The following is a 12,340-nucleotide window of genomic DNA, read 5'->3' as shown; positions in this document are numbered from 1 at the left end:
TGCATCTCCAGAGAAGGTGGTTTTTAAATTATGTACGCGATGATTTAAGGTGCAAACCTCGCGATCATATTTTGGGATATGAAGTGCTTTTTGGCGACTTCTAAATCACTTTTATCGATTTTTATCAGTGATTTATTTTCTTTTAATAAGATTGTTAAGAAAGTCGAACTCTTTAGCAAGTGACTTGATATAATTATTTATATAGACTGCGGTTTCTCTAGTTTGAGAGCCAAACGCTAAGTAGCGTATCGCTGATATGGGATATATCGACTTTCGAAATGTTACGTAGACAGGACTGAACATGAAAATATTCATAATGCGCCACGGTGAAGCAGAACATTTTGCTAACTCGGATGCAGAACGAGCGTTAACGAAGCGCGGTAAAATGGCGTCTCTTGCGGTAGCACAAGCTGCAAATGAGCAAGGGTTTAGCCAGTTCGATAAAGTGCTTGTGAGCCCATACTTGAGGGCACAAGAAACGTGGTTAGAAATCTCTCAAGCGTTTTCTGGAAAGAAAGTAGAAACCTGTGATGATATTACGCCTTACGGAATGTCTGACGATGTGTTTGATTTGACCATAGCAATGGCTGAAGTAGAAAAGCTAGAGACCATTTTATTTGTTTCTCATTTACCTCTAGTGGGCTATTTAACGGCTGAATTTGCGACGGGCATGGCGCCACCTATGTTCCCAACCTCAGGGCTCGCGTGTATTGAATTCGACCTTGAAAAACAAAAAGGCGAGTTGCTTTGGAACATTAATCCATAGCTGAGACCGTTTTCTCAAGATAAATTTAAGGGCACCTCATGATTATTGAGATGCCCTTTGTTGTTTCTAACGGATTATTTCGACCAAACGACAAGGTGCTGGACGTACTTTTTAGAATAAAGAGCAAGTCGATGGCTATTTATCTGGGATAGCAAGTAAAACCAGTAGCGCCCCATGGCCACCGAACTCTAAAGGTGCTTGGTGAAAAGCCATCACATCTGGGTGCTGTGCTAACCACAAAGGCACTTTCTGTTTAAGGATGTGTTTACCAATGCCGTGCTGTACACAGGCACAAGCTACGCTCTCTTTCACGCAGTGCGCAATCATCGCGCCAAGTTCACGTTTGGCTTCTTGCTGCGTCATACCGTGCATATCAAGATACACGTCGGGCACATAGACACCACGACGTAAGCGCTTCACCTCATATTTAGAGACATCATCGCGCGCATAACGTGTAGGCCCCTCTTCGCTAAGATGCGGAATGAACTCATCCGAGAAATAAAACTCGCTATCACTGGCTTGTCTTGCCGTTCGGGTAATTTCTTTTTGCTTGGCATTTCTTTTTGGCTGCTGGACTATGGTATCCTGTTGCAACTTTTTAACGCCCTTTACTGCATCGTTGAACAGGGCGAAATCGTCATCGAAGTCGGTGTCTTTTTTGCTCATCAGGTTATGAATTCTAATTAGAAACGTAATTAGCAGTATTGTAGCGCTTTTCGGAGACAATTTTGGATAAGATTTTTGTAGAAGAAGCGGTATCAGAACTACACACGCTTCAAGATGTGATTCGTTGGACTGTTAGTCGCTTTAACGCAGCGGGCCTATTTTATGGTCACGGCACTGATAACGCGTGGGATGAGGCGGTACAACTAATTTTACCTACTCTTTATCTGCCGATTGATGTTCCTTCGCATGTGATGAACTCTCGTCTAACGAGTAGCGAACGTCTGCGTATTGTTGAGCGCGTAATCAAGCGTATCAATGAGCGTACACCAACGGCTTACTTAACCAATAAAGCTTGGTTCTGTGGCCTTGAGTTCTTCGTTGATGAGCGCGTTCTTGTGCCTCGCTCTCCAATTGGTGAGCTGATCGAAGCTCAATTCCAACCTTGGTTAATTGAAGAGCCAACTCGCATCATGGATATGTGTACGGGTAGTGGTTGTATTGCTATTGCTTGTGCTCATGCATTCCCTGACGCAGAAGTAGATGCGATTGATATCTCTACAGACGCACTGCAAGTTGCAGAGCAGAACGTTCAAGATCACGGCATGGAGCAGCAAGTGTTCCCAATCCGTTCAGATCTTTTCCGTGACTTGCCAAAAGAGAAATACAACCTGATTGTATCGAATCCACCTTACGTGGACGAAGAAGATATGAACAGCCTGCCAGATGAGTTTACTCACGAGCCAGAACTTGGCCTAGCAGCGGGTACTGACGGTCTGAAATTGGTTCGTCGCATCTTAGCTAACGCACCTGACTACCTAACTGACGACGGTATTCTTATCTGTGAAGTGGGCAACTCAATGGTTCACATGATGGATCAGTACCCAGAGATTCCATTCACTTGGATTGAATTCTCGAACGGTGGTCATGGCGTATTCATGATCACTCGTGAGCAGCTTGTTGCTTGCGCGGATGAGTTCTCTATCTACAAAGACTAGGTTACTGTTAGTCGTTAGCTTAGGAATTTAGCTTAGAGATTAGGCTGGAAACTTAAGGTTAGAACCTGATAAGACGTTCTATTTGAAACGTTTGAATTTAAACGCCATGCAGCAATGCATGGCGTTTTTTATTGCCGAAATTTAAGGGATAAGTAAACAGCACAGAGTGAATGTGCTCAATATTTAGTTGCTTAATATAAATAGCTATCACATATTGGTGCTCAATATTTAGTCGTTTTAGTGAGTTAAGGAGAATTCGCGATGACCTTTGATACATGGATTTATTATTTGCTAGCGGTGTTGATCTTAACGGCATCACCAGGGCCAAGCTCTTTGTTGTGCATGACTAAGGGTGTGCAATCTGGCTTTAAGTTATCGATATTTACCGCCTTGGGTAGCGTGACTGCCATTACCGGAATCCTTACGTTATCTTTTACCGGTTTAGGGGTGATCATTGCTTCGTCAGAAGTGGTGTTTAATATCATTAAGTGGACGGGGGCTGCTTACCTTATTTATCTCGGTTGGAAGTCGTTACGATCGAGTCAGCAAGATTACGACAAGTTATCGAATCAACAAGCAGGCTCTCAACCTGTTAAAGAAAGCGCTGCACAGCATTATGTCAGTGGCTTTATTGTTGGTGCGAGTAACCCAAAAGCTATCCTGTTTTTTACCGCACTTTTTCCTCAGTTTATTGACCCATCGATAGCGCTATTTCCTCAATTTTTGGTGTTCGCTTTGACCTTCGTTGTGATGGAATTGTCTTGGTTACTGGTTTATGCCTACCTAGGTGCGAAATCATCAAATTGGTTGTTTGCTAAAGGTAGAGCCAAGGTTTTTAATCTTGTGACTGGTGGTGTCTTTATCGGTGCTGGGGCGCTGCTTTCTACGACAAGCAGAGCGTAATTTCCAATTTATCAAAGGCCTGAATAGTTACAGAAAATTATTCAGGCTGTCATAAAAGGTTAATATTAATGTGCTTGCTGATGTCGGCATAAAGTCGATATATTGGTGTTACACCATCACATTCTCAGGAGAGATATATGCAGCATCAAGAAATGATTCAACACAGTAATTTTGGCGTAATCAGTCGTACTTGGATTTTCTCTACCCTTTCTCTTCTGGGTATTCTTGCTCTAATGTAGTCAGCTTTATGGCTCTATATTTTCAGTTTTATTATGAACACACTTGTTAAAAAGTCTTCAAAGTCAGAACTCTTCTTCTCTTAAATGTGGCTCTTCTCATCAGGCTAGCCACTTAACCTTTTCTTAGCTGTACCTTCCTCTCAGGAACCTTTTTCTCTGACGAATCTCTTTGTCTGATTAACTCTTTATCTCAATAGACTCACTGCATAACCTGATCTGAAGTTGTTATCAAACTGTGATAATCTTAAGTTATCATTTATCTACAGTGTATCTCTCATGTCTGTCTGGGATTCTATTTCATTTAACAATCGATTTACTGCATTACCTCGACTGTTCTATACCCCAATTCAACCTACACCGCTAAACAATGTTCAATGGCTCGCATGGAACCATAACCTTGCGGATGAACTCGGATTTCCGCTATTTGAAGATGCCTCAGAGGAATTGCTTGAGACGTTGTCGGGCAATGTTGAACCTGAGCAATTCTCGCCAGTAGCAATGAAATACGCAGGCCACCAGTTTGGCTCTTATAACCCTGATTTAGGTGATGGAAGAGGGCTATTATTAGCGCAAGTTGTCGCTAAAAATGGCGAAACGTTCGATTTACACCTGAAAGGTGCGGGTAAAACCCCCTATTCACGTATGGGCGATGGTCGTGCGGTTATTCGCTCAACGGTTCGTGAGTATCTATGTAGCGAAGCGATGGCGGGGCTTAATATTCCCACGACTCGCGCATTGGCGATGATGATTAGCGACACACCCGTTTATCGAGAGAAGCAAGAGTGGGGCGCATTGCTGGTTCGTGCTGCTGAGTCACACATCCGTTTCGGTCACTTTGAACATCTGTTTTATACCAATCAGTTGGCAGAACATAAATTATTGGCCGATAAAGTCATCGAATGGCACTTCCCAGAATGCCTCGATGAAGAGAAGCCATACGCTGCAATGTTTAATCAGATTGTTGATCGCACTGCAGAAATGGTCGCGCTGTGGCAAGCGAATGGTTTTGCTCATGGGGTGATGAACACTGATAACATGTCGATCATAGGGCAAACCTTCGATTATGGCCCGTTCGCCTTCTTAGATGAATATGATCCTCGCTTGATCTGTAATCACTCCGACTATCAAGGTCGTTATGCCTTTAATCAGCAGCCTAGAATTGGATTATGGAATTTGTCGGCACTGGCTCATTCTCTTTCGCCGCTGGTGGATAAAGCCGATTTAGAGGCCGCGTTAGAACAGTACGAACCACAAATGAACGGTTATTTCAGTCAGCTGATGCGCCGTAAGTTAGGATTGCTTTCGAAACACGAAGGTGACAGTCGCTTGTTTGAATCTATGTTCGAACTGATGTCACAAAACAAAGTCGACTACCCAAGATTCTTTAGAACGTTGTCGAACCTAGATACATTGCTGCCGCAAGACGTGATTGATTTGGTTATCGACCGCGAGGCCGCAAAGCTATGGGTGGATAACTACTTGCAACGCTGTGAATTGGAAGAGAGTTCAGTGGCCGAGCGCTGTGAAAAGATGCGACAAGTAAACCCGAAATACATCCTCAGAAACTACCTAGCCCAGCTTGCGATAGATAAAGCTGAGCGCGGTGATAGCAGCGATATTGATGCACTAATGGTGGTGCTGGCAGACCCTTATGCGGAACATCCTGACTACGAACATCTTGCTGCCTTGCCGCCTGAGTGGGGCAAAGCCATGGAAATCAGCTGTTCCTCTTAACCCTCTATGATTCTTTGAGTCGCTAAGTACAGGTAGAGGTCACTAAGATGTGATCTTTATCTGTTTGTTCGTCTAACTTTACAAACATGTCAATAATCAAATAATCGGCCAGCCTATACACTATGTGAATAAGTTGTAAATTTAATAGGTTTGGGCGATGCCAACAAATACTCGAATTCTCGTGGTGGATGATGATCAAGAAATCTGCGAGCTGCTGGAAGAGTACCTCACAAAATCAGGTTTCGATGTCTCTTCTGTGGGAGACGGTGTTGAATTAGAAAACCACCTGCAAAACCAAGGTTATCCCGACCTGATTCTGCTCGATGTGATGCTCCCCGGTGACGACGGTTTTACCTTGTGTCAGCGAGTACGAAAGCAATCCAATGTGCCTATCATTATGCTGACAGCGGTATCGGATGAAACCGATCAGATTATCGGCTTAGAAATTGGTGCAGATGATTACATCGCGAAGCCGTTTAGTCCTCGTCAGTTAATGGCTCGAATCAAAGCGCTATTACGCCGTGTACAAGTGGTGGACGACAAGCCAAGTGATGCATTGCCAAAGCAGATTATTTTTGGTGATTGGACGCTCGATACGCTCGCGCACCGAATCTATCACAACGAAAACTCAGAAGAGATGGACTTGTCGGGCAGTGACTTTTCTTTGTTGATGTTGTTCTTAACTCGTCCTAACGAAGTTCTCGACCGTGACACCATCTCTTTCGCTACCAGAGGCCGTGAAGCGCTGCCTTTTGAACGTGGCATTGACGTACAGCTTAGCCGCCTGAGAAGCCGATTGGGCGACAGTGGTAAATATCCTCACTACATCAAAACCATGCGCGGTAATGGCTACATTCTTGCTGTGCCGGTTCAGTATGAACATTGATAATCAAGTGCTGTTAATGAACACCTTGCCAATGAAGTATTTCCTATGAACTGGTTGAGTCGATTAAAACCAAACTCTTTGGTCGCAAGAACATTGTTGCTGACGTTGTTAGCCGTTGTGATTGCTCAAGGCATCGCAACGTCTATATGGTATAGCGAATCAAAACACAAAGAGCTGGAAGGAATTCGTTCTGCCTCGTCGAGCATGGCGAACATGTTTGCTTCAACGGTGACTTTTTTCCAATCTCTACCCGTTAAATATCGTCATATCGTGCTGGATCAAATACGGAATATGGGCGGTACGCGCTTCTTCGTTTCTTTCAATAAAGAGGCTTTGATTGTCGAACCGATCCCCGATACCCGTTTAAAAACAGCCTCGATTGAAGCGATAGAAAGTGTTTTGAGTAGCAAACTCAATAAAGTGGCGTCAGTGCGGGTAGATTTTTCTCGACCTGAACACCTTCGCTTGCTTAAAAACGACATCTACTTAAGCGATCTCCCGCGATCTTGGGCACATCATACTTTAACGTTAGAACCGCTGAATCCACCCATTCTGGTTGTACAAATCGAATTGACCAGTCACGAATGGGTATACATTGCGGCATTGTTGCCTGCTCCATATGTGAAACTCGACGATACGATTCTTGGCAGAGAGCAGGTGATCTTCTTAGTTTCTTCAACGCTTATTCTGCTGGTTCTAACTTACTTGATGATTCGTCGCCAAGTGCGTCCTCTGAAAAAGTTAGCAAGGGCGGCCAATGAGATGAGTATGGATATTCAGCAGCCTCCGCTAAACGAAGAAGGGGCGACTGAACTGGTCACCGCAACCCGAGCCTTTAATCGCATGCAGCAACGGATTCGTCGCTATGTTGCCGACCGAGAGCACCTTTTTTCTGCGATCTCCCATGACTTAAAGACACCAATAACACGTCTAAGATTGCGTGCAGAGTTGTTGGAGAGTGAAGTAAAGAAAGACAAATTCAATAAAGATCTCGATGAGCTCGAGATGATGGTCAAAGGTGCTTTGCAAGCGGTAAGAGACACCGATCTACACGAGAATAATGCCATTATTGACCTCAACGAAATGGTACTTTCTGTTATTGAATCTCATAACCAGTATCAGACAAAAGTTGAGTTTGAGCCGGTCGTCATTGAGCCACTGGTCGCGAAACCACTGGCGATTAAGCGTGTACTGACCAACTTAATTGACAACGCGGTTAAGTATGGTTCATCAGCTGTCGTGGAAGTTAGTGGTGATGAGCTTTGGGTTGTCGTGACTATTCAAGACCGTGGGAATGGCATTCCTGAAGACAAGTTAGAGATGGTTTTTGAACCCTATTTTAGGCTAGCAACGGATGATCAAGGACACGGACTTGGCCTCGGGATCTGCCGAAATATCCTGCACGGACACGGTGGAGATCTCATTATTCGCAACTCCTCTCAAGGTGGCTTGGAAGTCAAAGTCTATATCCCAACAGGCTTAGAAGTGTAGTGTAACAATCTTGTTACATTGGGCTTACCTTTTGTTTCAATCTTACCAGTCAGAATAAGTAGACTCTTTAATGAACCGGACGTCGAGTCCGCTAAACATGGAAGATAATAATGAAAATCAATAAAACCCTACTTACTCTATCTCTTCTTGCTGCCTCAACATTTTCTCAAGCTGGTGAAGTGGAAGTGCTCCACTGGTGGACTGCCGGTGGCGAAGCGAAATCCGCTGCCGTACTGAAAGAGATGATTGAACAACAAGGCCATACTTGGAAAGACTTCGCAGTTGCTGGTGGCGGCGGTGAAAGTGCGATGACTGTTTTGAAAACGCGAGCAGTATCGGGCAATCCACCTTCTGCAGCGCAGATTAAAGGTCATGATATTCAGGAGTGGGGTGGTTTAGGTTTTCTAACGTCTCTCGATGCGACTGCTAAACAAGAACAATGGGATGAACTACTTCCAGAAGTAGTGACTAAAGTGATGAAGTGGGATGGTGAATATGTGGCAGTTCCTGTCAACGTTCACCGTGTTAACTGGCTTTGGGCAAACCCTGTTGTTTTAGAAAAATCGGGTGTGACAGTTCCAACAACATTAGATGAGTTCTTTGTTGCTGCAGACAAGATTAAAGCGGCTGGCTTCATTCCATTAGCTCACGGTGGTCAGCCTTGGCAAGACGCGACCGTATTCGAAGCCGTGGCACTTGATGTACTAGGCAGTGAAGACTACAACAAAGCGTTCGTTGATCTTGATATGGACGTATTATCTGGCGACAAAATGGTGGAAGTGTTCACCAAGTTCAAAAAGATGCGTGATTACATCGACAGCAACTCTCCTGGTCGTGATTGGAATGTAGCAACCTCAATGGTTATCAATGGTGAAGCAGCGATGCAGATCATGGGTGACTGGGCGAAAGGTGAATTTACTGCGGCAGGCAAAGTGCCGGGTAAAGATTACATCTGTGCACCAGCTCCAGGTACTGCCGGCCAATTTACTTTCAATATCGATAGCTTTGCGTTCTTTGAGTTAAGCGACCAAGAGAACCAAAAAGCGCAGCAAGACCTAGCGAAAACCATTCTTACCAAAGATTTCCAAGAAGTCTTCAACCTTAACAAAGGTTCTATCCCTGTACGTCTAGATATGGACATGTCTAAATTCGACCAATGTGCGTTGGATTCAATGGCTACCTTCAAAGCGAGTGCTGAATCGGGCGATCTTGTTCCGAGTATGGCTCATGGCCTAGCGACAACAAGCTATGCTCAAGGCGCTATCTATGACGTAGTGACCAACTTCTTCAACGAGAAAGATGCCGATCCTAAACAAGCGGCAGCTAAGTTAGCAAAAGCAGTGAAAGCGGCTATCTAATCTAACTTGATAAGTGACACACAACGCACGTGAGTGACGGGCTGTGTTGCTTTATCGAACCCCCAGGGTGGGTAGGCTCGTAGGGAGCCTATCTGCTCTTCACTCCCAATTCTGATATGCGTGATGCTGATGTGGTGCCGAAAGGTAAGCCATTGGCTCGATTGTGCAACAAGGATAAGTTATGGAGCATGTTTTGACTGAGTCGACTCCAAAACCCACAAGGAGCCAGCCTGCACCGAAACCGAGTTTTGCTGACAGGTTGCAACATTGGTTACCTAAAATTGTACTGGCGCCGACTGCGTTAGTGACCGTGGTGTGTATCTACGGCTACATATTTTGGACGGCAGCGTTGTCGTTCACCAACTCTCGATTTCTGCCGAGCTTTAATTTCGTTGGTTTAACCCAATATGAAAAGCTGATGGATAACGATCGCTGGATTACCTCAATCACCAACCTCGGTGTGTTTGGTTTTCTATTTATGGCGATTGCCATCTTGCTTGGTGTTGGTTTAGCGGTATTGCTTGACCAGAACATCCGTCAAGAAGGGGCGATTCGTACCATCTATCTCTACCCAATGGCGTTGTCATTCATTGTGACGGGTACGGCGTGGAAATGGATTCTTAATCCGGGTCTTGGCATTGAAAAACTGATGCAAGATTGGGGATTTACTGACTTCAAATTTGACTGGCTAGTCGACTCCGAAATGTCGGTGTATACCTTGGTTATCGCGGCACTTTGGCAGTCTTCAGGGTTTGTGATGGCGATGTTCTTAGCAGGTCTGCGTGGCATCGATTCTTCAATCATCAAAGCGGCGCAAATTGATGGGGCAAGCTTACCTACCATTTATCTCAAAATCATTCTGCCTTGTTTGCGCCCTGTGGTCTTCAGTGCGGTGATCATTACTTCTCACATTGCGATTAAGAGCTTCGACCTTGTGACGGCAATGACAGCGGGTGGCCCCGGTTATTCATCGGATCTTCCTGCGCTATTCATGTACGCACACTCTTTTACTCGCGGACAAATTGGCCTTGGTGCTGCCAGTGCCATGATGATGCTTGCTGGTATCTTAGCGATTCTCGTGCCTTATCTTTACTCTGAACTTAGGGAGAAAAAGTCATGATGAATAACATCAATTTTGCTCGAATCTTTATTTATTCAGCACTGCTTTTCTTCTGCTTGGTGTATTTGATGCCATTGTTCGTCATGGCGCTGACGTCATTCAAAACCTTGCCAGACATAAAGGCAGGTAACTTGATGAGCTTACCGAAAGAGTGGGTGTTTGACGCTTGGTATAAAGCGTGGGACACCGCTTGTACGGGCGTGAAATGTGAAGGCATCAAAGGTTACTTCTGGAACTCTTTCCAAATGGTGATTCCTGCGGTTGCGATTTCAACATTACTCGGTGCATTCAATGGTTATGTCGTGACGAAATGGCAATTTAGAGGTTCAAACCTGTTCTTTAGCTTGTTGTTGTTTGGCTGCTTTATTCCATTCCAAGTGGTGTTGCTTCCAATGGCAACCATGTTAGGAAAAATGGGTTTGGCGAACACAACTATCGGCTTGGTGATTGTGCACGTTATCTACGGCATGGCGTTTACTACTCTGTTTTTCCGTAACTTCTACATCTCGATTCCTGATGAATTGATCAAAGCGGCAAAACTGGATGGCGCAGGCTTCTTTACCATTTTCTTTAAGATCTTATTACCGATCTCTACACCTATCATCATGGTGACAGTGATCTGGCAGTTCACCGCAATCTGGAATGATTTCTTATTCGGGGTAGTGTACTCAGGCTCAGAGACACAGCCGATTACCGTGGCATTAAATAACCTAGTCAACACCAGCACTGGCGTTAAAGAATATAACGTCGATATGGCTGCCGCGATCATCGCCGCACTGCCAACGCTGTTGGTGTATGTCTTTGCAGGAAAATATTTTGTTCGTGGCCTAACGGCAGGATCAGTAAAAGGATAATTACTCATGGCAACATTAGATTTAAAACAGATCCGTAAAACCTATCGCAACGCGGACAACGAAACGTTAAAGGGCATCGACATCAGTATCGATTCGGGGGAATTTTTGATACTTGTCGGCCCTTCGGGGTGTGGGAAATCCACCTTGATGAACACCATCGCTGGGCTAGAGAATATTAGCTCGGGTGAGATTGTAATTGATGGCATAGACGTGGCGCAGGTTGAACCTAAAGATCGCGATATCGCGATGGTATTCCAGTCGTACGCGCTTTATCCAAACATGACGGTACGCGGCAATATCGCTTTCGGTTTGAAGATCCGCAAGATGCCGCAGCAAGAGATTGATGCTGAGGTAAATCGAGTGGCGGAAATGCTGCAAATCGAACAACTGCTTGATCGTAAACCGTCGCAACTTTCTGGTGGTCAGCGTCAACGTGTCGCGATGGGACGCGCTCTAGCTCGTCGTCCTAAGCTGTATCTGTTTGATGAGCCGCTTTCTAACTTGGATGCCAAGCTGCGTGTTGAGATGCGCCATCAGATTAAACGTCTGCACCAGAAGCTGAATACCACGATTGTTTATGTAACCCATGATCAAATCGAAGCGATGACTCTGGCGGATCGCATCGCAGTAATGAAAGACGGTGAACTGCAGCAGTTAGGCACACCGCAAGAGATTTATACCAAGCCAAACAATATGTTCGTAGCGGGCTTTATGGGCTCACCATCAATGAACTTCATTAAAACCATGGTGGACTTGGATGAGGACCAGAATCCGATCATCAAAGTAACTGGCACGGCGGAGCAAGAACACCACATTCGATTGCCTCAGAGTATGCGTGACCAAGATGGCAAGGAGTTGGTCATTGGGTTGCGTCCTGAGCACATTACTGAGCAAGAAGGTGATGATGTGTCGGCAACCACAAAGCTAGATCTGCAATTGGAAGTGTTGGAGCCAACAGGGCCAGATACCATCGCAATGGTCAAAGTGAACGATCAAGAAGTCGCGTGTCGTTTATCGCCGGAATTTGAAGTGTCGGTTGGGCAAATGGCACCGCTTCATTTTGATTTATCAAAGGCGGTATTCTTCGATGCTCAAACCGAAGCGAGAATCGACTTCTAACTTCTAGTTGATGAGTTAGTTTAACAATCAAAGTCCATGTCTAAATCAAAGGCAGTATCACCAACTAGTAATAAGTAATGTGATGCTGTCTTTTTCGTTGTCTATACTTGCTTTTTATCCCTTATAAAAACAGAGGGATAAACGATATATATGCTTCTACTGCAATAATATCTTGATTTAGTATCCCTTAGCTCTATAAAGCTGACGTA

General features: G+C 44.8%; 11 protein-coding genes. 10 read left to right on the top strand and 1 reads right to left on the bottom strand.

Annotated elements, in window-relative coordinates; all coding sequences use genetic code 11:
* Window positions 1-301 precede the first annotated feature (301 nt).
* Complete coding sequence (gene sixA, locus ACED53_RS12275) at window positions 302-766, top strand: phosphohistidine phosphatase SixA (RefSeq protein WP_012603460.1); 465 nt, start codon at window positions 302-304, stop codon at window positions 764-766.
* 135 nt (window positions 767-901) lie between these two features.
* Here sixA and smrB read toward each other — a convergent pair whose 3' ends face one another.
* The gene (gene smrB, locus ACED53_RS12270; protein WP_009848510.1) at window positions 902-1,432 is read right to left on the bottom strand and encodes an endonuclease SmrB; all 531 of its coding nucleotides are present in this window, start codon (window positions 1,430-1,432) and stop codon (window positions 902-904) included.
* A gap of 62 nt (window positions 1,433-1,494) precedes the next feature.
* On the opposite strand from smrB, the gene prmB reads away from it, so the two are divergent.
* The 9 genes from prmB to ACED53_RS12225 all read left to right on the top strand — a co-directional run bounded on the left by prmB (window position 1,495) and on the right by ACED53_RS12225 (window position 12,131).
* Window positions 1,495-2,427, top strand: coding sequence for a 50S ribosomal protein L3 N(5)-glutamine methyltransferase (gene prmB, locus ACED53_RS12265; RefSeq protein WP_009848509.1), 933 nt, complete (start codon window positions 1,495-1,497; stop codon window positions 2,425-2,427).
* Between the two features lie 261 nt (window positions 2,428-2,688).
* Window positions 2,689-3,330, top strand: coding sequence for a LysE family translocator (locus ACED53_RS12260; RefSeq protein ID WP_012603462.1), 642 nt, complete (start codon window positions 2,689-2,691; stop codon window positions 3,328-3,330).
* 515 nt (window positions 3,331-3,845) lie between these two features.
* Window positions 3,846-5,303 (top strand): protein adenylyltransferase SelO, encoded by a 1,458-nt coding sequence (locus ACED53_RS12255; protein ID WP_017101976.1) that lies wholly within the window; start codon window positions 3,846-3,848, stop codon window positions 5,301-5,303.
* A 157-nt stretch (window positions 5,304-5,460) separates the two neighbouring features.
* Entirely contained in the window at window positions 5,461-6,189 is a 729-nt protein-coding gene (locus ACED53_RS12250; RefSeq protein ID WP_009848506.1) for a response regulator, read from the top strand.
* A 45-nt stretch (window positions 6,190-6,234) separates the two neighbouring features.
* Window positions 6,235-7,680: an ATP-binding protein gene (locus tag ACED53_RS12245; RefSeq protein WP_012603466.1), complete on the top strand. Its 1,446-nt coding sequence runs from the start codon at window positions 6,235-6,237 to the stop codon at window positions 7,678-7,680.
* 110 nt (window positions 7,681-7,790) lie between these two features.
* The gene (locus ACED53_RS12240; RefSeq protein WP_009848504.1) at window positions 7,791-9,038 is read left to right on the top strand and encodes an ABC transporter substrate-binding protein; all 1,248 of its coding nucleotides are present in this window, start codon (window positions 7,791-7,793) and stop codon (window positions 9,036-9,038) included.
* A 181-nt stretch (window positions 9,039-9,219) separates the two neighbouring features.
* Window positions 9,220-10,158, top strand: a complete 939-nt coding sequence (locus ACED53_RS12235; protein ID WP_009848503.1) for a carbohydrate ABC transporter permease — start codon at window positions 9,220-9,222, stop codon at window positions 10,156-10,158.
* Complete coding sequence (locus ACED53_RS12230) at window positions 10,155-11,012, top strand: carbohydrate ABC transporter permease (RefSeq protein WP_009848502.1); 858 nt, start codon at window positions 10,155-10,157, stop codon at window positions 11,010-11,012. Before ACED53_RS12235 ends, ACED53_RS12230 begins: the two co-directional genes overlap by 4 nt.
* Before the next feature lie 6 nt (window positions 11,013-11,018).
* The gene (locus ACED53_RS12225) at window positions 11,019-12,131 is read left to right on the top strand and encodes an ABC transporter ATP-binding protein (protein ID WP_017101977.1); all 1,113 of its coding nucleotides are present in this window, start codon (window positions 11,019-11,021) and stop codon (window positions 12,129-12,131) included.
* The last annotated feature ends 209 nt before the right edge of the window (window positions 12,132-12,340 follow it).

The sequence above is a fragment of the Vibrio sp. 1F169 genome, from assembly GCF_041439605.1.
Lineage (GTDB): Bacteria > Pseudomonadota > Gammaproteobacteria > Enterobacterales > Vibrionaceae > Vibrio > Vibrio tasmaniensis_A.
The sequence above is the reverse complement of the archived record's forward strand: the minus strand, read 5'-3'. Positions and strand labels throughout refer to the sequence as shown.

Bases quoted from the DNA above. Each gene is read 5' to 3' on its own strand.
- ACED53_RS12225 (WP_017101977.1), top strand. From the start codon at position 11,019: ATGGCAACATTAGATTTAAAACAGATCCGTAAAACCTATCGCAACGCG.
- ACED53_RS12245 (WP_012603466.1), top strand. From the start codon at position 6,235: ATGAACTGGTTGAGTCGATTAAAACCAAACTCTTTGGTCGCAAGAACA.
- sixA (WP_012603460.1), top strand. From the start codon at position 302: ATGAAAATATTCATAATGCGCCACGGTGAAGCAGAACATTTTGCTAAC.
- ACED53_RS12230 (WP_009848502.1), top strand. From the start codon at position 10,155: ATGATGAATAACATCAATTTTGCTCGAATCTTTATTTATTCAGCACTG.
- ACED53_RS12260 (WP_012603462.1), top strand. From the start codon at position 2,689: ATGACCTTTGATACATGGATTTATTATTTGCTAGCGGTGTTGATCTTA.
- ACED53_RS12235 (WP_009848503.1), top strand. From the start codon at position 9,220: ATGGAGCATGTTTTGACTGAGTCGACTCCAAAACCCACAAGGAGCCAG.
- ACED53_RS12240 (WP_009848504.1), top strand. From the start codon at position 7,791: ATGAAAATCAATAAAACCCTACTTACTCTATCTCTTCTTGCTGCCTCA.
- smrB (WP_009848510.1), bottom strand. From the start codon at position 1,432: ATGAGCAAAAAAGACACCGACTTCGATGACGATTTCGCCCTGTTCAAC.
- ACED53_RS12250 (WP_009848506.1), top strand. From the start codon at position 5,461: ATGCCAACAAATACTCGAATTCTCGTGGTGGATGATGATCAAGAAATC.
- ACED53_RS12255 (WP_017101976.1), top strand. From the start codon at position 3,846: ATGTCTGTCTGGGATTCTATTTCATTTAACAATCGATTTACTGCATTA.